Genomic DNA, 21,738 nt, shown 5'->3' on the forward strand with positions numbered 1-21,738 from the left:
GTTCGGGAAGGGGTCGAACCGGAAGTGTCTGCGCTGCCATGGGATCTCAAGGGTGCCCAAAGGCGGTGAGGTTGGACCACACCACCGCCAGGTGATGCGAGGTCGCCCAGGCTCGCCACTCCGTTCCGCCTCCTGCCTTGGGCCTCTGGCGGTGCGCGCACTCCTTGAGCCGGGCATCACCCCACGACGTTCGCGCCCCTGTGGCCGGCCAGTGAGGAGAGTCGACCAAGTCGGCGCTCAGGACAAAGAAGTCGTCATTGCCGGAGCGGACGCGCGGATAGACGAATACCTGCCAGGCATCCGGTGTCGTATAGCGCATGTTGGGGTCAGGCGTCCCCCGGGATCTCACGGGCATCCGTGGATGCGTCACGCCGAAGTCTCCGAAGTCCGGGGGCCTTCCCCCGTAACCGTTCAGGACGCGTCGCCAGAGCTGTGCGTCTCGTCGGGCGACCGGCGTTGCCCTGCCCCTAGGGAAGCCGGTCAGGTTGACCGGGAAGGCACCGGCAGCGACGCACTCATGACGCCAACGCCATGGGGCAAGGGCCTTCAAGGCGACGACAGCGCGATCAGCAAGCCGATCCCTTGCGATCTCCGAATCCACAGGACCGGCATCGATGAGGAGGTCGACCTCTTCTGGTTCAAGGCGCAACACCTTGAGGAGCCCGCGGATCTGTGCGTGATCGGGAAGGCACTGAGGCGAGTCGACAGCGACAGAAACCCGTAAACAGGCGCCACGCCGATGCGCCGCCGCAGCCTGCACCGCCTCGGTCAGGACGCCTTTTTCGTCCGTGTGCCGAACGACCGGGCACATGGCCACCCCGCGGAGGCCGAGGGACTCGCTGAGGCGGGCCATGGGGCCACCGGCATCGCCCGCAAGGACTCGGACTGTCGGCAAGGCTCCGCTGTCGACGGTCAGGACCGTGCCCTGGGGCACCGCGTCCATCGCACGGTCGCAGAAGGTCTCCAGAACATCCCGGACGTCTGGGTCGGGGACCAGCTCCATGACTGGGCGGATGCCTGAGCGGACCGCCGGCGTGACGTGCTCAAGGGCCGAGAACTCCCCCGCCTTGCCCTTGAGTATCGGAACGTAGGCCAACGGCTTCCCCCAGCGCGCTCAGCACCAAGCCCATGGATGTCTCGCTCACTCCCACCAGAGTGTGACGAGAACCCGTCATCTCCGATAGGGGCACATACCAGCCGCAAGTCTTGTTTTTGGCCCACTGGGCCGGCTCGAGCCGTGCGCCGGGAACCAAGAGACCCCGTCCGCAGCGGAAACGCTGGGGGCGGGGTCTCTTGTGTGCGTGCGTGGCGGTGCGGGGTTACTTCACGTTGATCGCGGTCCAGGCCTTGGCCACCGCGGCGTACTCCGGGCTCGTCGCGCCGTAGAGGTCCGTGGCCGCCGAGAGGGTGGCCGTGCGGGCGCCGGCGTAGGTGGTGGAGGAGGTCATGTAGGTGGAGAGGGCCTTGTACCAGATCTTGTAGGCCTTCGTGCGGCCGATGCCCGTGACGGTGGAGCCGTCGCTGGTCGGGGAGTTGTAGGTGACGCCGTTGATCGTCTTCGTGCCGCTGCCCTCGGAAAGCAGGTAGAAGAAGTGGTTCGCCGGGCCCGAGGAGTAGTGGACGTCGAGGCGGCCGACCGAGTTGGACCAGAAGTCGGCGGAGTTGCCGTCCTTGCTGGGCTTGTCCATGTAGCGGAGCGGGGTGCCGTTGCCGCGGATGTCGATCTTCTCGCCGATGAGGTAGTCGCCGACGTCGGTGGCGTTGGCCGCGTAGAACTCGACCGAGGTGCCCAGGATGTCGGAGGTGGCCTCGTTCAGGCCGCCCGACTCCTTGCTGTAGCGGAGGCCCGCGGTGGAGGCGGTCAGGCCGTGGGACATCTCGTGGCCCGCGACGTCGAGGGAGGTGAGCGGCTTGGTGTTGCCGGTGCCGTCGCCGTACGTCATGCAGAAGCAGGAGTCCGACCAGAACGCGTTGACGTACGCGTTGCCGTAGTGGACCCGCGAGTAGGCGGCAGCGCCGTCACCGCGGATGCCGTTGCGGCCCAGTTCGTTCTTGTAGAAGTCCCACGTGACGGCCGCGCCGTAGTGGGCGTCCGCGGCCGCGGTCTCCCGGTTCGTGGCCAGGCCGTTGCCCCAGGTGTCCGTGCTGTTCGTGAACAGGGAGCCCGTGCCGTTCGTACCGCCGGCGAGGTCGTACGTCTTGTGGCCGCCGCGCGTCGTGTCCGTGAGCGTGAACGACGGCGCCGTGCCGAGCGTGACCTGGCCGCTGTACTGGGTGTTGCCGGTGCCCGTCTCGATCGCCTCGTAGGAGTAGAGCTCCTTGCCCGTGGCGGCGTCGGTGATCACGTGGCGCTCGCTCGGGGTGCCGTCCGGCTGCGTGCCCGTGACGGTCGTCTCCCACGCCAGCGCCGGCTTGCCCGTGGCCGCCCAGATCACCTTGCGGGCCGTGCTCCTGGCCGTCGCCGCCGGGGCCTTGGCCTCCGTCGTCGGGACCGATATACGGGCGCCGGTCGCCTTCGTCGTCGCGCGGGCGCCGTCCTTCTTCTGGTGCACCACCAGGTCGCCGCCCAGAACCGGCAGGCCCTCGTACGTGCGCTCGTAGCGGGTGTGGACCGTGCCGTCGGCGTCCTTGACGACGTCGCGGACGACCAGCTTCTCGCGGTCGGCGAGGCCGATCGCCTTCGCGGTGGCGGCGGCTCCCGCCTGCGCCTCCTGGACGGCCGCGGCGCGCTGCGGGCCGGTGAGGACGAGCGCGGTGGCGCCCGCCTCGCGCTGGGCGTCGGCACTGGCGGAACCGGTCTGGACTCCGACGACGATCATGGCCGCCGAGGCGATGAGGGCGGTCGAGAGGGCGGTACGACGGTACGAGGACTGCTGGCGGATCACGCGGGCTCCTTCGCTGAAGCACGTGGGGATCGTGGGGGGGGGTGGTGCGGCTGTGAGCGTGCCAGCGAAGGAGAATATTTGGCAGGTCTACGACAAGGATTTGACCATCTGTTGTCCGAAGTTCGGTCATTCCTGTCCGGTGTGCGGGGAGTTGACCTGTCCCCCGGCACTCTGCGCGCAGCCCAGAGGCCCCCGGATTCTTGTCCGGGGGCCTCTGTGTGGGGGGGCGGGGCGGGGTGGGGTTTGGTCAGGTGGGGTGGGGTGGGGAGTGGTGTGGGCGGGGGCGTCTACGCCGGGCGTTTGCGGGTCGTTTTCTTTGCCGGGGTCTTCTTTGCCGACGTCGTCTTCTTCGCCGGTGTCTTCTTGGCCGCCGCCGCCGTCTTCTTCGCCGCCCTCGCCCTCGGCTTGAGCTCCGTCACCTCCGCGTCCTCCCCCCGCGCCTCCTTCGCCGCCCGCACGCTGTTCTCCAGCGCCGCCATCAGGTCGATGACCTGGCCACCGCCCTCCTCGCCCGGTGTCGGAGGCGCCACCGCCTCGCCGCCCTCCGCCTTGGCCGCGATCATCTCCTCCACCGCCGTGCGGTAGTCGTCGTGCAGCGTGCCGAGGTCGACCTCGCCGAGGGTCGCCATCAGGGCGTCCGCCAGGTCGAGTTCCGCCTCCCTGACCGTCACCGGCGTCTCCGGCGCCACTCCCTCCGGCGCCCGGATCTCGTCCGGCCAGAGCAGGCCGTGCATCGCGATCACGTCGTCCACGACCCGGAGCATGCCGAGCCGCTCCCTTCCCCGTAGCGCGAACTTCGCCACCGCCACCTTGTCGCTGCGCTTCAGCGCTTCGCGGAGCAGGGTGTACGGCTTCGCCGCGGGGACGCCGTTCGCCGAGAGGTAGTACGCCGCCTCCATCTGGAGCGGGTCGATCTCCCCGGCCGGCACGAAGGCCACGATCTCGATCGTCTTCGCCGTCGGGAGCGGCAGTGCGGCCAGGTCCTCGTCGGTGATCGGGATCATCGTCCCGTCGGCCTCCTCGTACGCCTTGCCGATCTCCGCCGCCGCGACCTCCTCGCCGTCGAGCTCGCACACCTTCTTGTAGCGGACCCGGCCGCCGTCCTCGGTGTGGATCTGGCGGAACGAGACGGACCGGCTCTCGGTGGCGTTCACCAGCTTGATCGGGATGCTGACCAGCCCGAAGGAAATGGCGCCGTTCCAGATAGATCGCACGGTTCTATTCACTTTCGCGCAGAAATGCCAGATACGTACGGTACGCGTGGGATTCTCATCGTATGACGCCCATCACAGAGGTGGAGGGGCGGCGCCTGGCGCTCAGCAACCTGGACAAGGTGCTCCACCCGCTCACCGGCACGACGAAAGGCGAGGTGCTGCACTACTACGCCACCGTCGGGGCCGCGATCCTGCCGCATCTGCGCGATCGGCCCGTCTCCTTCCTGCGCTATCCGGACGGTCCCGACGGGCAGCTCTTCTTCACCAAGAACCCCCCGCCCGGCACACCCTCCTGGGTGAACACCACCCCCGTCCCCCGCTCCGAGGACCCCCGGGCCCGGCAGGTCGTGATCCAGGACCTGGCCTCCCTGATGTGGGCCGCGAACCTCGTCGTCGAGTTCCACACGCCCCAGTGGCGGACTTCCTCCCCCGCCGTCGCCGACCGGCTCGTGTTCGACCTCGACCCCGGGCCGCCCGCCACCGTCGTCGACTGCTGCCGGGTCGCGCTCCACCTGCGCGAGCGGCTCGCCGCGGACGGCCTGGAGGCCTTCGCCAAGACCTCCGGCGCCAAGGGGCTGCACCTGCTGGTCCCGCTCGTACCGACGCCCTCCGAGCGGGTCTCGGCGTACGCGAAGCAGCTCGCCGTCGAGGCGGAGGCCGCGCTGCCCCGGCTCGTCGTGCACCGGATGGCCCGCGCCCTGCGGCCCGGCAAGGTCTTCGTCGACCACAGCCAGAACGCCGCCGCCAAGACCACCGCCACCCCCTACACCCTGCGCGCCCGCGCCCGGCCCACCGTCTCGGCACCCGTCACCTGGGAGGAGGTCGCCGGCTGTGCCGAGCCCGCCGCCGATCCGGAGGAGCTCGTTCTGTCGATGGACGACATCACGCCACGTCTGGAGCGGTACGGAGAGCTCCTGGCGCCTCTTTTCGCGCCCGCGCGCGCCGGAAGCGTGCCGTGAACGCGGACCGCGGGGAGGCCGGGGCCGTCGCGCTGCCGCCGCCCGTCGACGTCATGCGGCCCCGGTCCGCCGACGAGATCCCCGCCCAGGCGGAGCCGCCGCGGGAGCTCCAGTACTCCCTCAAGCTGGACGGCTTCCGCGCCCTCGCCTTCGTCCTCGACGACCGGAAGGTGGTCCTCCAGTCCCGCTCCGGCCGGGACCTCGCGCCCGAGTTCCCCGAGATCACCGCCCACCTGCGCGCGCAGCTGCCGCCCGGGATCGTGCTCGACGGCGAGCTGTGCGCCTACCGGGACGGGCGGCTCAGCTTCACCGACCTGCTCCGCTCGCACGGCGACCGCGTACGGGCCGGGGTCCCCGTCTCGTACATCGCCTTCGACCTGCTCGCCGTACCGGGGCGCGACGTGCGCGCGCTGCCCCTCCGTGACCGGTGGGAGCTGCTCGGGGCGGCCCTGCGGGAGGCGGAACCGCCCCTCCAGCGCGTCCTCGCCACCCAGGACGAGGCGACCGCCCGGGGCTGGTTCCGCGACCTGCGCGACGCCGGCGTCGAGGGCATCGTCGCGAAGTCCCTGAGCTCGGCCTACCGGGCCGGCGGCACCTGGGCCTGGCGCAAGATCCGGCACGCCGATACGAGTGACGGCCTCCTCCTCGGCGTGATCGGCCCGCCCGAGCGGCCCCGGGACCTGCTCGTACGGCTCCCCGACGGCCGTACGGTGACGACCTCGCCCCGGCTGACCCCGGCGCAGTCCCGTCAGGTCGGCGCCCTCGTGGCCGACCGCGTCGGCGCCCTCGCCACCGACCCGGAGCACGGGCCGGTGCGGTCGGTGGAGCCACCCCTTCCCGTCGAGCTGCGCCGGCTCGCGGGGCGGCACGACAACGCAGCGTTCGTCCGCGTCCGGTCCGAGGGATGAGCGGGGGGGTGACGGGTGGGGACGAGGGTGAGGGAGTGGGAGTGGGGTGGGGGTGGGAGTGGGCGAGGTGAAGGGCGGGTGAGGTGAGGGGGTGAGGTGGTGGGTGCGGTGGCGGGGTGAGGTGGGGGCGGCGTGTGTCGTGTGGGCGTAGCTGCCTGTGTGGACACCTAGAGCAACCGGGCCGCTCCGCCCCGTACATGGCGCAAACAGAGCGCAACGGGGCTCCCGCGCGCGGCCGGTGGCGTCGGCACGGCGTTGTTGCCCCTCCTGTGGTGCACACTTGCTCACTGGTACAGCGCTCACGGGGAAGGCGGCCTGGCAATGCTGACGGGGATCGAGGAGGTCGACTGGGCCTCGTTGGGGCACGCCTACGGCCCCGCGGACGACGTGCCGGCACTGCTCCGCGGACTCGCCTCCGCCGATCCCGCCGAGCGGGAGACCGCCCTCGACGGCATGTACGGCGCGGTGCACCACCAGGGCGACGTCTACGACTCGACGCTCGCCTGCATCCCCTTCCTCCTCGAACTCGTCGCCGACTCCGCCGTCCAGGACCGGGGCGGCATCGTCGAGTTGCTCACCAGCATCGGCGGCATCGAGCTGGACGACGACGAGGAACTGGACGAATTCGACCCGGAAGACGAGGAGTTCATACCGGCGGCCAACTACGCGATGGCCGCGGCCGCCATCGCCGCCGGGGCCGACGTGTTCCTCGGGCTCGTCGGGGACCCCGACCCCGAGGTGCGGCTCGCCGCGCCCTGCGCGCTCGCCTCGCTGCACCCCGACCCCGCGCGCGTCCTGACCCTGCTGCGCGAGCGGCTCACCGTCGAGCGCGACACCGAGGTGCGCCTCGCCCTGGTGGCCGCGGTCGGGCGGATCGCCCTGCGGCACGCGTCGCTGCGCGCCGAGACCGTCGAGTGGCTCGACTGGCTCGCGCGCGCCGCGCAGGACCCCGGGCTCCGGCTCGCGGCCCTCGCCCAGCTCGCGCGCTGCGCGCCGAGCGAGATCCCGGACGACATCGTGCGGTGGGTGACGGAGCTCCTGGAGGAGATCAGGACCGTCGCCCAAGGCGCCCAGGGCGCCGAGGGCTGTGGCGGCGGTACGGGGGCCGACGGCGGGCGGCCCGCCACGCCCACGCTGATCGGACAGGTCCGGGAGCTCCTGGAGGAGCAGGTGGCCGGACGGCCCGCCCCCTGGACAGAGGAGCTGCTCCGGACCCTGCACTCCGCGCTCGACGACCGCGTCGACGACCGGATCGCGCTGATCCTCGCCCAGCTGCGCAGCCCCGACCGGTGGCAGCGGTCGGACGCGATCTGGCTGTGCGGCGGGCTGATCCGGGTGTGGCGGGGGCGGTACGAGGAGATCGTCCGGCTCGTCGGCGCGCAGCTCCACGACCCGGAGCCGCGGCTCCGGGAGGCCGCCACCTCGTTCCTCGAACGGCTCTTCGAGCTGGGCGGGCCCGCCGCGGACGCGCTGGTGATCCGGCTGACGGCCGAGACGGCCGGACGGGGCGGGGCCGGTGCCCTGCGGGACGGCTCCGGCGGGCTCGTCGGGCGGTCCGGGCGGGACGGGGCGCTCCTCGCGCTGGCCCGCGCCGGGGACACCCGTGCGGTCCCGCTGCTCGCGCGCGCCCTGGAGGAGCCCGAGGTGCGGCGCGAGCTGCTGTACGCCATGGACGGTCTCGGGCCGGCCGCGGCGGGCCTCGCCCCGCTGCTGCGGCGCCGGCTCGCCGAGGTCGAGCTCGACGAGGGGCTGTTCGACCGGGCGGCGCCGTTGCTGTACGCCCTGGCGGCCGTACGGGGCGGCCAGGCGCTCCCCGAGGTGCTGCGGGTGCTGCGCGGTGCGCCGGAGCACCGGCGCGACTGGGTGCGGGAGGCGGCCCTGCGGACCCTGGCGGCCTTCGGCCCGGCGGCCCGGGAGGCCGTACCGGAGCTGCGCGTCCTGCTGGCCGCGGAGTCGGCCGCGGTCTCCACGATGGCCGCGCGTGCCCTGTGGGCCGCCGAGGGGGACAGGGGGGACGTACTGCCGACCCTGGAGCGGTGGCTGCGGCCCGGTTCCTCGGCCCCCGACTGGTGTTGCGCGGCCCTGTCCCTGGCCGCGATCGGCCCGGCGGCGGCCGGTTCGGCGGCCGCTCTCCGGCCCGGGCTCGCCTCGCGGGACCTGTGGGTACGGGTACGCAGTGCGACGGCCCTGTGGCGGGTCTCCGGGCGCGCCGACGAGGCGCTTCCGGTGCTGCTGGCGGCCTGGGAGGAGAACCGGCACGCGCGCGTGGACATCGCGGAGTGTCTGGCGGAGATGGGCCCGGCCGCGTCGGAGGCCCAGCTCACGATGCTCACCGAGCTGACCCGAAGACGTCGCCACAACGCCCGCGAGGGCGGCTCCGGCAGCCACGACATCCACCAGGACGAGAAGCTCCTGACCTTGTGCCGGGCGGCCCTGGCGCGGATGGAGCGGGGCGCGTTCTGAGGAGCGAGCGCGGCGCGTTCTGAGGCACGCGGGGCGCGTTACGAGGAGTGAGCGCGGTGCGTTACGAGGAGCCGGCGGGGCGCGTTCCGCGCGGGGAGTGGCGAGCCCGCTGAGGAGCGAGCGGCCACGTGAACCCTGCCGCGCCCGCTCGGCGGGCGTCAGGCCCGGGGTGCCTTCGGGCGGTCGTCGCGGACCAGGAAGACCGCGACCAGCGCGAAGACGACCATGAGGACGGTGACCGCCGCGGTCAGGAGCGACCAGCCGCCGGACCCGCCCGTGACCCCCTCGCCGACCCCGCCGGCCGCCAGGAACGTCGTCGGGTCGGTGATCGCGTGCAGCACGATCGCGGTCCAGATCGTGCCGGTCACCCGCATCGACAGGTACATGCAGGTACCGAAGGCGAACGTGTAGACGACGGTCGCCAGTACCGTGGCCGCCGCCATGCCGGACAGCAGGTTGACGACGTGCATCAGGGCGAAGAGCGCCGACGACACCACCATCACGAAGCGCTCGGGGTGTCCCGCGCCCCGGAGCATCCGCACCACGACGCCCCGCGTCGCGAGCTCCTCCGCCACGCCCACGCAGACGCCGACCAGCAGGATCAGGGCGATCCGGTCCGCGTCCCAGGTGCTCCAGTCGGTGGCGCCGACGTGTCCGACGACGGCGAGGAGGACGAGTGCGGGCGCGATCCACATCCAGCCCCGGCCGCGCACGCGCTGACGGCCGAAGACGTCCCGCAGCCAGCCAGCCGCGGCGGTGAGGCCGACCAGGGCCGCCGCGCCGATCGCGATCGGCAGGACGAGCCCGAAGAAGATGCTCGCGCCCGTCCCGAGCACGTCATCGGTGTCGATGTCGTCCCCGAACAGCACCGAGACGAGCTGCCCGACGAGCAGGTAGAAGACCAGGTAGACGGCGACGACCAGGACCGCCTTCGCCGTCGTCGGCCGGTCGAAGAACCGTCGCACCCGGGATGCGGGCCGCCGCTCACCGGTCTGCTGCGTCATGCTCATGTGGTCCCCGCCCATCCGTGCCCGTACATCCGTCCCTGCCCGCAGAACCGGGAAGACCGTCGTTTGTCGAGCAAAGGCGGTCAATCCGCCCAGTCGCACAATAGGCCAATCGTGGCGCGGGACGGACATCACGCCAGCACTCCCCTATCGGGGAGCAAAAGGAATATCTCTCCGCATATGGTCGACTGGATGGTCGACAGGCAGGTCGACGGGAAGGTCGACCGGAAGGTCGACGGGACACCGGACCGCCGCCGCAATGGAGAACCAGGAAGAGGAACGCATGAGACCGCTCGGCACAGCAGCCCTCGGCATCGCCGGGGTCCTGTGCGCCCTCGCCGCCCTGACCGGCTGCGGCGGCGGGGAGGGCGGGCTGAGGAGTGCCGGGCCCACGCCGACGGCCGTCGGGCCCGTACGGCTCTGGCCCGATCTGCCGCCCGCCACCGATCCCCCGATCGACTACGGCGAGTCGGACATCCAGCGCGTCCCCGGCGTGAAGGTGCCGGACAACGACGTCCACCACGTCGCTCCCGTCGCGGTCGTCCTCGCCGAGGTGCGCGCGCACCCCGACACGTACTCCGGCGGGGACGGCATGTACGAGGAGACCGCCCGGGCCATCGAGGCCTGCGGCGCGAAGCCCGGTGCGTGCCCCGTCCTGCGGCCGTACTACCGCGACCTCACCGGCAACGGCCGCGACGAGCTGATCGTCGGGATCCGGATGCCCGACCAGCAGGTCGGGGTGCGGGTCTACCTCGCCGAGAACGGCGGACTCACCCGGATCATGTCCACCGTCGACCAGGTCATCAGCGTGGAGCTGGCCGGCCGCGACCTGATCATGCGGGTGAGCTCGGCCGGCATCCCCGGGTACGAGTACCGCACCGCCTGGTCCTGGGACGAGCAGCAGGGCAGCATGCTGCCCACCCGGGACGAGATCGTCCGCGTCAAGCCCCCGGGCGCCGGGGCGTCGACCGTGCCGCCCGCGCCGCAGCTCGTGAGCCCGACGCCCACCCCCGCGCTGCCGGCGCCCGCGTCCACCCCGGTGCCCGTCCCCCTGCCCGTGGAGCCGGGCCCGTGAGAGCGCCCCGGCTGCCCGGCTGGACCGCGACCCTCACCTGGAAGGCCGCGGTCTTCATCACGGTCATGTGCTGCGCCCTCGCCGCGCTCCTCGGCATCCTCGTCCACGTCTCGGTGACCGGCCAGACCGCGCACGACGCCCGGGAGAAGGCGCTCACGCGGCTCACCGAGGTCAGCCGCCTGTACGAGGCGGGCGAGCCGCTGCCCCGGTTCTCCGGCATCGACCCGCCGGGGCTCCCGGCCCCACTGCGGGCGCTCGCGGCCCGGGGCGAGCACGGCACGATGGTCGCGGACCACCAGGGCCGGCCGACGATGTGGGCGGCGGGCCCCGCGGACGGCCGCGCGCTCGCCGTCCGCTTCGACTACACGCAGAGCGCCGAGACGATCGACGCGCTGGACCGGTCGATCGTCGGCTCGTCCGTCCTCGCGATCGGGGCGACGCTGCTCGTCGGCGCCTTCGCCGTCACCCGGGTCACGCGCCGGCTGCACCTCACGGCCCAGGTGGCCCGGCGGATCAGCGCCGGTGACCTGGACGCGCGCGTCAACGACCCCCGCACCGCGGACCCTTCGCGCCCCCAGGACGAGGTGGCGACGGTCTCCGGGGCGCTCGACACGATGGCCTCCTCGCTCCAGCGCAAGCTGCAGAGCGAGCAGCGGTTCACCGCCGACGTGGCGCACGAGCTGCGGACCCCGCTCACCGGGCTGTCGGCCGCCGCCGAGCTGCTGCCGGAAGGGCGGCCGTCGGAGCTGGTCCAGGACCGGGTGCGGGCGATGCGCGACCTCACCGAGGACCTCCTGGAGATCTCGCGGCTCGACGCCCGCAACGAGACCGTGGACCTGGCGGTGCACGAGCTCGGCCCGCTGGCCGCGCGGGTGGTCCGCGCCTCGGGCACGCCGACGGAGGTGCGGATCGTCCGGGACGCCACGGTGGAGACGGACCGGCGGCGTCTGGAGCGGGTCCTGGGCAATCTGATCGCCAACGCGCACAAGCACGGGGCCCCTCCGGTGGTGCTGACGGTGGACGGCCCGGCGGTGACCGTGCGGGACCACGGGCCCGGCTATCCCGGGTACCTGCTGGAGTCGGGGCCGCAGCGGTTCCGCACCGAGAGCGGGGGCAAGGGGCACGGTCTCGGGCTGACGATCGCCGTGGGGCAGGCGGAGGTGATCGGCGCCGAGCTCGTGTTCGCGAACGCCGAGGGCCGCGGCGCCGTCGCCCGACTGCGCCTTCCCGAGTACGTGCACCTCGCCGAACCCGAACCCGAGCCGGCACCCGAGCCCAAGCCGGACCCCGGACCCGGACCCAAGCCGGACCCCGAGCCCGGCCCCGTACCGGAGGACTGAACAGCACCACACGGCACACCGTCACACAAAAGGGACATAGGGCATACCGCTTGCTACGTTGCGGACCATGACCACACCGCGCACGGACGCTCCCCCTCCCGGGGTCCGCATCCCGAAGCGCCGCGGCGTGGAACTCTCCCTCCTCGTCTGCGCCGTCTTCATCTCCGTCTCCGGCTACGCCGCCGTCGGCCTCGCCCGCAGCGGCGCCGTGCCGCCGGACGCCGCCCGCTACGGCGCCGGGCTCGGGCTGCTCGCGCTCGTCGCCCATCTCGCGGTCCGCTTCCGCGCCCCGTACGCCGATCCGCTGCTGCTGCCGATCGCGGTGCTGCTCAACGGCCTCGGCCTGGTGCTGATCTACCGCCTCGACCTGGAGACGCCGAACGACCAGGCGGCGGCGACCCAGCTGGTCTGGTCGACGCTCGGGGTCGCGCTCTTCATCGTGGTCGTCCTGCTGCTGCGCGACCACCGCACGCTCCAGGGGTACGCGTACGTCTCCGTGGCCGCCGCGCTCGCCCTGATGATCCTGCCGATCTTCTTCCCCGCCGTGAACGGCGCCAAGATCTGGATCCGGATCGGCGGGCTCTCCTTCCAGCCCGGCGAGTTCGCGAAGATCCTGCTCGCCGTCTTCTTCGCCGCGTACCTCTCCGCGAACCGCAACGCCCTCGCGTACACCGGCCGCCGGATCTGGAAGTTCCAGTTCCCCACGGGCCGGGTGCTCGGGCCCATCGTGGCGATCTGGCTGCTGAGCGTCGGCGTCCTCGTCCTGGAGCGGGACCTCGGCACCTCGCTGCTCTTCTTCGGCCTCTTCGTGATCATGCTGTACGTGGCGACCGGCCGGACCGGCTGGATCGCGGTCGGACTCGTCCTGGCCTCCGCCGGGGCCTTCCTCGTCGGCTCGCTCGAACCGCACGTGCACAGCAGGGTGGCGGACTGGCTCGACCCCTTCGCCTCGATCCGGGCGGGCGACGGGCCGGGGCAGCTGGCCCAGTCGCTGTTCGCGTTCGCCGCCGGGGGCATGCTCGGGACCGGACTCGGGCTCGGACACTCGGTCCTCATCGGCTTCGCCGTGAAGTCGGACTTCATCCTGGCGACGGCCGGCGAGGAGCTCGGACTCGTCGGCCTCACCGCGCTCTTCCTCCTGTACGCGCTCCTCGTCGCCCGCGGCTACCGCGCCGGCCTCGCGCTGCGCGACCCCTTCGGGCGGCTGCTCGCGATCGGGCTCGCGTCGATCGTGGCGCTCCAGGTCTTCGTCATCGCGGGCGGGGTGATGGGGCTGATCCCGCTCACCGGCATGGCGATGCCCTTCCTCGCCCAGGGAGGCTCGTCGGTGGTCACCAACTGGGTGATCGTGGCGCTCCTCATCCGGGTCAGCGACTCGGCCCGCGCACCCCAGCCGGACTCCGCCGACACCGGGACGCTCGCCCCGGTCAGGGAGGACGCCCCGTGATCCGTTACATCCGGCGGGCCGCCGCCCTCTGCCTCGTCCTCCTCGTCGCGCTGCTCGTCAACGCGGCCCGCGTGATGGTCTTCGAGGCCGAGGAGCTCGACGACAACCCGGCCAACCGGCGGATCGCCATCGACCGGTACGCGGAGCCGCGCGGCGAGATCGTCGTCGACGGGAAGCCGGTGACCGGCTCCCGGGACAGTGGACAGCAGCTCCGCTGGGAACGGACCTACCGGCAGGGGCCGTTGTACGCGCCGGTCACCGGCTACGCCTCCCAGACGTACGGCACCACGCTCGTCGAGCACGCCGAGGACGCGCTCCTCGGCGGAACGGACCCGATGCTCGCGCCGCTGCCCCTCTGGAACGACCTCACCCGGGGCCGGCAGCCGGGCGGCGACGTGGTGACGACGATCCGCGCCCCGATGCAGGAGGCGGCCTACCGGGGGCTCGACGGGAAGCGGGGCGCGGTCGTCGCGGTCGAGCCGTCCAGCGGCCGGATCCTGGCGCTCGTCAGCTCGCCCTCGTACGACCCCGGGGTCCTCTCGGGGACGGGCGCGAAGGTCGCGACGGCGTGGAAGCGGCTCAACACCTCGCCCAACCAGCCGATGCTGAACCGCGCGCTGCGCCAGACGTACCCGCCCGGCTCCACCTTCAAGATCGTGACGGCCGCGGCGGCCCTGGACGCGGGGGTGGTGCGGGACGTGGACGCGCCGACCGACACCCCGGACCCGTTCGTCCTGCCGGGCACCCGGCAGGTGCTGCCGAACGAGGCGCGGGGATGCGGGGACGCGTCCCTCGCGTACGCGATCCAGTGGTCGTGCAACACCGTGATGGCCGGGATCGGGGTGGAGGTCGGGCTCGGCGGGATGGTCGACGCGGTGGAACGCTTCGGCTTCAACGACACCGGCCTCCGGGTGCCGTCCTGGGTCGCGAAGTCCAACTTCGACCGGGCGATGAGCCCGGACCAGCTGGCGCTCTCCTCGATCGGGCAGTTCGACACGACGGCGACCCCGCTCCAGATGGCGATGGTCGCGGCGGCCGTGGCCAACAACGGGGAGATCGCCCAGCCGTACCTCGTCGACCGCACCACGACCTCCGGAGGGTCGACGGTGGACCGTACGGGCCGCCGCAGCTACCGGCAGGCCATGAACCCCTCGACGGCGATCCAGCTCCAGCGGCTGATGGTGCGGGCGGTCGAGGAGGGCACGGGCACGAACGCGGCGATCCCGGGGGCCCGGGTCGGCGGGAAGACCGGCACCGCGCAGCACGGCCTCGGCAACACCGGCACCCCGTACGCCTGGTTCATCGCCTGGGCGCAGGCGGAGGGCACGGCCCAGCCGGCCGTCGCGGTGGCGGTCGTCGTCGAGGACGCCGAGGCGGCCCGCACCGACATCAGCGGGGGCGGCAGCGCGGCCCCGATCGCCCGGGCCGTGATGCAGGAGGCGCTGCGCCTGGAGGCGGAGGCCCGGGACTAGGACCCGCGGGCTGCGGGACCGGCAGGGGCTGCGGGACCGGTGGGAGCTGCGGGACCGGCAGGACCAGCGGGAACCGGCAGGAGCTGTGAGACCCGCGGGAGCCGCGGGACCGGCAGGGTAGGCCCAACCGCGGCAGGCCCTACTCCGTGGCCGCCCCCTCCTCGATGGCCTCCTTCACCTCCGCCACCCGTGCCCGCTCCTCCGCCGCGAAGCGCTCCGCGTCGAGCCGCTCCGCGATCTCCTCGTCCTGGGTCATGAGCAGGTCGAGGTTGGAGTCGCCTAGGTCGAAGACGCCCATGTCCAGATAGGCCTTCTGGAGACGCTCGCCCCAGAGGCCGATGTCCTTCACGCAGGGGACGATCCGGCTGAAGAGGAGCTTCCGGAAGAGCTGGAGGAACTCGCTGCGCTCGCTCAGCTCCTCGGCCTCCGCCTTCGGGATGCCGAAGTTCTCCAGGACCTCGACGCCGCGCAGCCGGTCGCGCATCAGGTAGCAGCCCTCGATGACGAACTCCTCGCGCTCGCGGAGCTCCGCGTCCGACAGCTGCCGGTAGTAGTCGCGCAGGGCCATCCGGCCGAAGGCCACGTGCCGGGCCTCGTCCTGCATCACGTACGCCAGGATCTGCTTGGGCAGCGGCTTGTCGGTGGTGTCGCGGATCATGCCGAAGGCGGCGAGGGCGAGCCCCTCGATGAGGACCTGCATGCCGAGGTAGGGCATGTCCCAGCGGGAGTCGCGCAGGGTGTCGTCGAGCAGGCTCTGGAGATTGTCGTTGATCGGGTAGAGCATGCCGATCTTGTCGTGGAGGAAGCGGGCGTAGATCTCGGCGTGCCGGGCCTCGTCCATGGTCTGGGTGGCCGAGTAGAACTTGGCGTCCAGGTCGGGGACGGACTCGACGATCCGGGCGGCGCAGATCATGGCGCCCTGCTCGCCGTGGAGGAACTGGCTGAACTGCCAGGAGGAGTAGTGCCGGCGCAGGTCGCCCTTGTCCTTCTCGGTCATCTTCGCCCAGTGGCGGGTGCCGTAGAGGTTGAGGACCTCGTCGGGGGTGCCGAGCGGGTCGTACGGGTCGACGTCGAGGTCCCAGTCGATCCGGGTGGCGCCGTCCCACTGCTTGTCCTTGCCCTTCTGGTAGAGGGCGAGGAGGCGCTCACGGCCGTCCTCGTACTCCCACGAGAAGCGGGCCGCACCACCGGCCGGTACCTGCCAGACGGGTCCGGCGGGGGTGTTCACGTAAAGGTCGTGCGTCGACACTGACGACTCCTTCCGTCCGTTTCCAGCAGGCTCACACGTTGGTAGACGGATGGTCAACAAGTCGCGCACAAGGGATTGACGGGGTTACTGACGGGCAGTCTCATAAAGGTGACCCCCGGTAACGTCCCCGGCGACGATTCCGGTGACGCCCCCGGCAACGCGACGGCGAGCGCAGTGAGGTGCCTCCCCCATGACCCCCTTCACCGAGCCCGACTTCGGTCTCCTCCGGGACGCCCTGGGGCCGCTGCGCGACCGTGAGCAGGTCGCCGAGCGGCTCCTGGAGTCCTCCCGCAAGCACTCCTACGATCCGGACACCGAGCTCGACTGGGACGCCCCCTTCGAGGACGGCAAGTGGTTCTGGCCGCCCGAGCTGCTCTCCCTCTACGACACCCCGCTGTGGCGCCGGATGTCCGAGGAGCAGCGGATCGCGCTCTCGCGCCACGAGGCGGCCTCGCTCGCCTCGCTCGGCATCTGGTTCGAGATCATCCTGATGCAGCTGCTCGTCCGGCACATCTACGACAAGTCCCTGACCAGCCATCACGTCCGGTACGCCCTCACCGAGATCGCCGACGAGTGCCGGCACTCGATGATGTTCGCCCGGCTCATCCAGCGGGGCGGCACCCCCGCGTACCCGGTCCCCCGGCTCTACCACAACCTCGCGCGCCTCCTGAAGACCGTCTCCACCACCCCCGGCTCCTTCGCCTCCACCCTGCTCGGGGAGGAGATCCTCGACTGGATGCAGCGACTGACCTTCCCGGACGAGCGGGTGCAGACCCTCGTCCGCGGGGTGACCCGGATCCATGTGGTCGAGGAGGCCCGTCACGTCCGGTACGCCCGCGAGGAACTGCGCCGCCAGATGGTGACCGCCCCGCGCTGGGAGCAGGAGTTCACCCGGCTGAGCTGCGGCGAGGCGGCCCGCGTCTTCTCCACCTGCTTCGTCAACCCGCAGGTGTACAAGGCCGTCGGCCTGGACCGGCGCGAGGCCGTCGCCCAGGTGAAGGCGAGCGGGCACCGGCGCGAGGTGATGCAGTCCGGGGCCAAGCGGCTGACGGACTTCCTCGACGACATCGGCGTGCTGCGCGGGGCGGGACGCCGGCTCTGGCGCTCCTCGGGGCTGCTGGCCTGACGGGAGAGCGGGTCCGGGGCCGGTCCGGGGCCGGTCCGGAACCGTACGCCCGGCACGAGCGCGCTTCGGGGCGGTTCGGGTCCGGTTCAGGGCCGGTTCGGGACCGTACGCCTGGGCGGGGCGTTCCGCGGATACGCTGCGGAGCATGACGAGCGCCGCCACACCCGCGTACCGCAGGCTCACTGTCGAGGAGCGGCGCGGGCAGCTCCTCGACGCCGCCCTGGGGCTCTTCGCCCACCGGACGCCCGAGGACGTCTCGCTCGACGACGTCGCCGAGGCGGCCGGCGTCTCGCGGCCCCTCGTCTACCGCTACTTCCCCGGCGGCAAGCAGCAGCTGTACGAGGCCGCCCTGCGCTCCTCCGCCGACGCCCTGAACCGCTGCTTCACCGAGCCGCCGGTCGGGGCGCCGACGGAGCGCCTCGGCCGGGTGCTCGACCGGTACCTGGCCTTCGTCGACGAGCACGACGCCGGGTTCAGCGCCCTGCTGCGGGGCGGCAGCGTCGCCGAGACCTCCCGGACCACCGCGATCGTGGACGAGGTGCGGCGGGCCGCCGCCGAGCAGATCCTCGTCCACCTCGGGGCGGAGCGGCCGGGCCCCCGGCTCTCCATGCTGGTACGGACGTGGATCGCGGCCGTGGAGGCCGCCTCGCTCATCTGGCTCGACGAGGAGAAGCAGCCCCCGGCGCGCGAGCTGCGGGAGTGGCTGGTCGACCATCTCGTCGCCCTCCTCGCGGCGACCACGGCGAGCGACGAGGAGACGGCGGCGGTCGTCGGGCGGCTCCTCGCGCAGGAGACGCCCGAGGGGCCGGTGGCGACGCTCGCCCGCAAAGTGATCCCGGTGGTGGGCGAGGCGGCCCACCTGCTGTGAGCCGGTGGGGGCGGGAGGACCCGGAGGGGTGAGACTGGAGGGGTGAGAAGCGAGAACACGCCCTTCCGCGGCGGCCCCCTCGACGGCACGGTCCTGCCGATCCTGGTCGGTCCGACCGGCCACCCGCCGAAGTGGTACGAGGTGCCGGTCCCGGCCCATGACGGACGCCCGCCGATGCTGCACGCGTACCGGCGCGAGCCCGCGGGGCACACCAAACGGCTCGGGATCCAGCGCGGCTGGGTCTACGAGTACGCCCCCGAGGGCCGCGAGCGGCGCGAGCTGAAGTGGCCGTGGTCCAAGCCGGGCGACGGCGCGAGCGGCGGGGCGAGCGGTGGCGCGCGGCCGACGGATGCTGAGCCGAACGGGTGAGCACGCCGAGCGTGCCCCGATTCATACGGTAATCGGATGAAGTGACGCGTCATCATCCCCCTGGAGGTGGTGACGTGTCGCGAAGGCTGCTGCGTACGGTCTGCACGGGGGCGCTGGCCGCGGCGACGGCCCTCACTGGGGTGGTCCCGGCGGCGGGCGCGGGGCCGACGGACCCGCCCGTGGACCCGGCGGCGCAGGCCCCGATCGCCTGGGCGGACCCGGCGGCGGAACCGGTCTACCCGGTGGACCCGGCGGCCGGGGTGCACCCGGCGGACCCCGCGACCGGGGTGGACCCTGCGGGCCCGACTCCCGGGGTGGACCCGGCGGACCCTGCCGCGGAAGTACCTCCGGTGTCCCCGGACGCGCCGGACGACTCGGCCGCGCAGGCCGATCCCGTCGACCCCCTCGCCGATCCCGTCGACCTCACCGCCACCCCCACCCCCACACCCACGCCCGCGCCCGCCCCCGTCGACGACGCATCCGCGCTGCCGCCGCCCGGCGGGGACTCCGCCACCGGGCTCCTGACCCGTCTGCGGGCGCTCTACCAGCAGGCCGAGGAGGCCACCGAGCGGTTCAACGCCGCCGAGGAGTCGCTCAAGCTCCAGGCCGCCGACACGAAGAAGGTCACGGCCCGGCTCACCGCCGCCCGGACCGAGCTCGCCCGGGGCCGGGCCGCGGCCGGACGGCTCGCCAGGGAGCAGTACCAGGGCAGGGCCGTGTTCGACGCGTTCCCCTCGTACCTCCAGGCGCTCTTCGCGCGGGACCCCCAGTCCGCCCTGGACCAGGGACGCCTGCTGGCCCGCGTGGCCCGCGACCGGGCCGGCACCGTCTCGCGGCTCGAAGGGGCCGAGCGGCGGGCCGGCGCACTCGCGAGCGCCTCCCGCAAGGCCCTCGACCGGCAGCAGACCCTCGCCGCCGCGCAGCGCACCCGGCGCGACGAGGTGACGAAGAAGCTGCGCGAGGTCGAGAAGCTGCTCGCCTCCCTCTCACCCGAGCAGCTCGCCCGGCTCACCGAGCTGGAGCGCGTCCAGACCGCGGGCGCGCAGCGCGAACTCCTCGACTCAGGCGCCCTGGACGGCCTCCGCACCCCGTCCCGGGCGGGCGCGGCGGCCCTGAGCTTCGCGGTGGGCCAGATCGGCAAGCCGTACGTGTGGGGGGCCGAGGGCCCGGAGTCGTACGACTGCTCGGGGCTGACGCAGCAGGCGTGGGCGGCGGCGGGGCGGGAGATTCCGCGGACGAGCCAGGAGCAGTGGGCGACGCTGCCCCGGGTGTCGCTGTCCGAGCTCCGCCCGGGGGACCTGGTGGTCTACTTCCCGGGCGCCACCCATGTGGCGCTCTATCTGGGCGAGGGCCTGGTGGTGCAGGCGCCGCGGCCCGGCGGGAAGGTGAAGGTCTCCCCCGTCGCGGCGAACCCGCTGCTCGGCGCGGTCCGCCCCGATCCGGGCGGGGAGGCCCTGGAGGCGTATGCGCCGCCGACGCTTCCGGCGGGGGCCGAGGAGGGCGGGGACGAGGGGTACGACCGCTCGTGAACTGCCCTTCGCCGTAAGCCTCTTGCCCTCACAGGTAATAAGCGCCAAGCTTGCTGGGTCCTTACAGTTGCCCGCCCCGGACTGGGAGCCCCGTCATGCCCAAGCTGCTGCCGGACACCGGACCGCAACGCACCCTCGCCGCGTCGAACTTCGTCTACACCGTCGGCAGCGGCCTCTTCCTCACCGCCGGGGTCCTGTACTTCACCCAGGCCGTGCACCTCCCCGCCGCCACCGTGGGACTCGGGCTCGGCATCGCCGGGCTCCTCTCGCTGGCCGTGGGCATCGCCGTCGGCCACCTCGCGGATCGGCACGGCGCCCGCGCGGTCTACGCGGCGACGCTGCTGGTCCAGGCGGTGGCCACGGCGGGCTTCGTCCTCGCGGACGGCTTCTGGCCGTTCGTGCTCGCCGTCTCGACGGCCACCGGGGCGAAGGCGGCCGGACTCGCCGCCCGCGCGCCGCTGATCCGGCACTACGGCGGCGACCGGCCCCAGGAGTTCCGCTCCTATCTGCGGGCCGTCACCAACGTCGGCATCTCCCTCGGGGCGCTGCTCGCGGGCTGGGCCGTCCAGGTCGGCACCCTCGACGCGTACCGGATCCTGGTCGCCGGCAACGCCCTCGCGTTCGCCGCGGCGGCGGCCGTCCTCGTCTTCCTGCCGCCCGTCGCGCCCGCGCCCGCCGCCGAAGGGCCCCGCTGGATCGCCCTGCGGGACCGGCCGTACCTCGTGCTCACCGCGCTCGACGGCGTCATGGCCATCCAGTTCAAGGTGCTCACGGTCGCCGTCCCGCTCTGGTTGGTCGGGGCCACGACCGCCCCGCACTGGCTGGTGTCGGGCGCGATGCTCGCCAACACCGTCCTCGTCGTCGGACTCCAGGTCCGGGCGAGCCGCGGCATCGACTCGCCCCGGGCCGGCGGCCGCGCCTACCGTCGCGCCGGAGCGGCCTTCCTCGCCTCCTGCGGCCTGGTCTCGCTCTCCGCGGGCGTCCCGGCGTGGGCGGCCGTCGCCCTGCTCCTGACGGGCGTGGTCGTCCACACGGTCGGCGAACTCTGGCACGCGGCGGGCGGCTTCGAGGTGTCCTTCGCCCTCGCCCCGCCTCACGCCACCGGCCAGTACCTGGGCGTCTTCGGGCTGGGCGCGGGCCTCTCCGAGGCTCTCGGCCCCGGGCTCCTGATCGCCCTCTGCATCACCTGGGGGCGCCCCGGCTGGTTCGTCGTCGGCGCGCTCTTCGCCGTCGCCGGGCTCCTGACCCCGCTCGCGGTCCGCCGGGCGGAGGCCGCACGTGCCGGTGCCGGGGCTCAGTCGAAGAGGGACATGACGCCGAGCACCCAGACCGTCGCGAAGGCGACGGCCCCCACGACGCACCCGGCGCCCGCGAGCACCCCGCCGACCGACCAGGGCGCGTCGGGGGCCTCGTACGCCTCGTCGGGCTCCGCGTAGGAGTCGGGGTCGTCCCAGTCGACCGGGTGCCCCAACTCCTCGGCGCAGGCCGTCCTCACCGCCACCAGCCGCTCCTCGGCGAAGGCGGTACCGGCCAGCGCTTCGGGGCCGCGCCACGCGAGGGCCTTCATGCGCCACCCGGGAGACCCGTACCGCTCCTCGAAGGCGGCGGTCTCGTCCGCGTCCCGGTCCACTTCGAGGTACATCCAGCGCCCCGCCTCCGCGGCGTCGCCGTACAGCCGGTACACCTCGGCCAGACGCCGGCGGAGGGTCAGGTCGTACGGGAAGGACGAGACGAGGCCCCGCAGGCGCTGACGCGCCATCGGCACACGGCCGGCGGCCAGGTCCGCGTCCACACGGGCCAGGGTGTTCGAAAGGGACATGCCTCATT

At 72.9% G+C, this 21,738-nt stretch carries 17 protein-coding genes and 1 pseudogene; 12 read left to right on the forward strand and 6 right to left on the reverse strand.

From position 1 onward, the window contains the following. Positions 1-46: 46 nt before the first annotated feature. The 3 genes from ACFC0G_RS10080 to ACFC0G_RS10090 form a co-directional block, all read right to left on the reverse strand. Positions 47-1,096, reverse strand: coding sequence for a beta family protein (locus tag ACFC0G_RS10080; RefSeq protein WP_376400075.1), 1,050 nt, complete (start codon positions 1,094-1,096; stop codon positions 47-49). Between the two features lie 223 nt (positions 1,097-1,319). Next, a complete protein-coding gene (locus ACFC0G_RS10085; RefSeq protein ID WP_376400513.1) occupies positions 1,320-2,819 on the reverse strand; it encodes a M4 family metallopeptidase in 1,500 nt (499 codons plus the stop codon). 353 nt (positions 2,820-3,172) lie between these two features. Beyond that, the gene (locus ACFC0G_RS10090; RefSeq protein ID WP_376400078.1) at positions 3,173-4,099 is read right to left on the reverse strand and encodes a Ku protein; all 927 of its coding nucleotides are present in this window, start codon (positions 4,097-4,099) and stop codon (positions 3,173-3,175) included. Between the two features lie 62 nt (positions 4,100-4,161). Between ACFC0G_RS10090 and ligD the strand changes: the two genes are divergently transcribed. The 3 genes from ligD (at position 4,162) to ACFC0G_RS10105 (ending at position 8,429) form a co-directional block, all read left to right on the forward strand. Further along, a complete protein-coding gene (gene ligD / locus ACFC0G_RS10095) occupies positions 4,162-5,058 on the forward strand; it encodes a non-homologous end-joining DNA ligase (RefSeq protein WP_376400081.1) in 897 nt (298 codons plus the stop codon). After that, entirely contained in the window at positions 5,055-5,966 is a 912-nt protein-coding gene (locus ACFC0G_RS10100; protein ID WP_376400084.1) for a DNA ligase, read from the forward strand. Before ligD ends, ACFC0G_RS10100 begins: the two co-directional genes overlap by 4 nt. Positions 5,967-6,287: 321 nt before the next feature. After that, positions 6,288-8,429 carry a PBS lyase gene (locus ACFC0G_RS10105; protein ID WP_376400087.1) on the forward strand — a complete coding sequence of 714 codons (2,142 nt, stop codon included), beginning with the start codon at positions 6,288-6,290 and terminating at the stop codon, positions 8,427-8,429. A 158-nt stretch (positions 8,430-8,587) separates the two neighbouring features. Here ACFC0G_RS10105 and ACFC0G_RS10110 read toward each other — a convergent pair whose 3' ends face one another. Beyond that, positions 8,588-9,433, reverse strand: coding sequence for a CPBP family intramembrane glutamic endopeptidase (locus ACFC0G_RS10110; protein ID WP_376400090.1), 846 nt, complete (start codon positions 9,431-9,433; stop codon positions 8,588-8,590). Between the two features lie 286 nt (positions 9,434-9,719). Between ACFC0G_RS10110 and ACFC0G_RS10115 the strand changes: the two genes are divergently transcribed. The 4 genes from ACFC0G_RS10115 (at position 9,720) to ACFC0G_RS10130 (ending at position 14,770) form a co-directional block, all read left to right on the forward strand. After that, positions 9,720-10,511: a hypothetical protein gene (locus tag ACFC0G_RS10115; protein WP_376400092.1), complete on the forward strand. Its 792-nt coding sequence runs from the start codon at positions 9,720-9,722 to the stop codon at positions 10,509-10,511. Next, on the forward strand, positions 10,508-11,851 hold the full coding sequence (locus ACFC0G_RS10120) for an ATP-binding protein (protein ID WP_376400095.1): 1,344 nt from the start codon (positions 10,508-10,510) through the stop codon (positions 11,849-11,851). Before ACFC0G_RS10115 ends, ACFC0G_RS10120 begins: the two co-directional genes overlap by 4 nt. A 67-nt stretch (positions 11,852-11,918) precedes the next feature. Beyond that, complete coding sequence (locus ACFC0G_RS10125) at positions 11,919-13,298, forward strand: FtsW/RodA/SpoVE family cell cycle protein (RefSeq protein ID WP_376400098.1); 1,380 nt, start codon at positions 11,919-11,921, stop codon at positions 13,296-13,298. After that, positions 13,295-14,770 (forward strand): penicillin-binding transpeptidase domain-containing protein, encoded by a 1,476-nt coding sequence (locus ACFC0G_RS10130; RefSeq protein WP_376400100.1) that lies wholly within the window; start codon positions 13,295-13,297, stop codon positions 14,768-14,770. The genes ACFC0G_RS10125 and ACFC0G_RS10130 overlap by 4 nt, the downstream gene beginning before the upstream one ends. 139 nt (positions 14,771-14,909) lie before the next feature. Here the strand turns inward: ACFC0G_RS10130 and ACFC0G_RS10135 are convergent, their stop codons facing one another. Further along, entirely contained in the window at positions 14,910-16,019 is a 1,110-nt protein-coding gene (locus tag ACFC0G_RS10135; RefSeq protein WP_376400103.1) for a ferritin-like domain-containing protein, read from the reverse strand. A 190-nt stretch (positions 16,020-16,209) separates the two neighbouring features. Between ACFC0G_RS10135 and ACFC0G_RS10140 the strand changes: the two genes are divergently transcribed. From ACFC0G_RS10140 to ACFC0G_RS10160, 5 genes and pseudogenes are all read left to right on the forward strand, one after another. Beyond that, positions 16,210-17,145, forward strand: a complete 936-nt coding sequence (locus ACFC0G_RS10140; RefSeq protein ID WP_376400106.1) for a diiron oxygenase — start codon at positions 16,210-16,212, stop codon at positions 17,143-17,145. Positions 17,146-17,290: 145 nt separating this feature from the next. Next, positions 17,291-18,013, forward strand: coding sequence for a TetR/AcrR family transcriptional regulator (locus ACFC0G_RS10145; RefSeq protein WP_376400109.1), 723 nt, complete (start codon positions 17,291-17,293; stop codon positions 18,011-18,013). A gap of 42 nt (positions 18,014-18,055) precedes the next feature. Continuing rightward, the gene (locus ACFC0G_RS10150; RefSeq protein ID WP_376400112.1) at positions 18,056-18,382 is read left to right on the forward strand and encodes a hypothetical protein; all 327 of its coding nucleotides are present in this window, start codon (positions 18,056-18,058) and stop codon (positions 18,380-18,382) included. 74 nt (positions 18,383-18,456) lie between these two features. After that, positions 18,457-19,911, forward strand: coding sequence for an NlpC/P60 family protein (locus tag ACFC0G_RS10155; protein WP_376400114.1), 1,455 nt, complete (start codon positions 18,457-18,459; stop codon positions 19,909-19,911). 95 nt (positions 19,912-20,006) lie between these two features. Next, a pseudogene (locus ACFC0G_RS10160) lies at positions 20,007-21,197 on the forward strand (MFS transporter); the annotation flags it as partial. 8 nt (positions 21,198-21,205) lie between these two features. Here ACFC0G_RS10160 and ACFC0G_RS10165 read toward each other — a convergent pair. Further along, a complete protein-coding gene (locus tag ACFC0G_RS10165; RefSeq protein WP_376400117.1) occupies positions 21,206-21,730 on the reverse strand; it encodes a DUF6584 family protein in 525 nt (174 codons plus the stop codon). Between the last annotated feature and the right edge of the window lie 8 nt (positions 21,731-21,738).

The organism is Streptomyces sp. NPDC056169, assembly GCF_042268445.1.
In the GTDB taxonomy this organism is placed as follows: domain Bacteria; phylum Actinomycetota; class Actinomycetes; order Streptomycetales; family Streptomycetaceae; genus Streptomyces.

Excerpts from the sequence above, each read along its gene's own strand:
- ACFC0G_RS10085 (WP_376400513.1), bottom strand. The coding sequence starts at position 2,819 with ATGATCGTCGTCGGAGTCCAGACCGGTTCCGCCAGTGCCGACGCCCAG.
- ligD (WP_376400081.1), top strand. The coding sequence starts at position 4,162 with ATGACGCCCATCACAGAGGTGGAGGGGCGGCGCCTGGCGCTCAGCAAC.
- ACFC0G_RS10105 (WP_376400087.1), top strand. The coding sequence starts at position 6,288 with ATGCTGACGGGGATCGAGGAGGTCGACTGGGCCTCGTTGGGGCACGCC.
- ACFC0G_RS10110 (WP_376400090.1), bottom strand. The coding sequence starts at position 9,433 with ATGACGCAGCAGACCGGTGAGCGGCGGCCCGCATCCCGGGTGCGACGG.
- ACFC0G_RS10115 (WP_376400092.1), top strand. The coding sequence starts at position 9,720 with ATGAGACCGCTCGGCACAGCAGCCCTCGGCATCGCCGGGGTCCTGTGC.
- ACFC0G_RS10125 (WP_376400098.1), top strand. The coding sequence starts at position 11,919 with ATGACCACACCGCGCACGGACGCTCCCCCTCCCGGGGTCCGCATCCCG.
- ACFC0G_RS10140 (WP_376400106.1), top strand. The coding sequence starts at position 16,210 with ATGACCCCCTTCACCGAGCCCGACTTCGGTCTCCTCCGGGACGCCCTG.
- ACFC0G_RS10145 (WP_376400109.1), top strand. The coding sequence starts at position 17,291 with ATGACGAGCGCCGCCACACCCGCGTACCGCAGGCTCACTGTCGAGGAG.
- ACFC0G_RS10165 (WP_376400117.1), bottom strand. The coding sequence starts at position 21,730 with ATGTCCCTTTCGAACACCCTGGCCCGTGTGGACGCGGACCTGGCCGCC.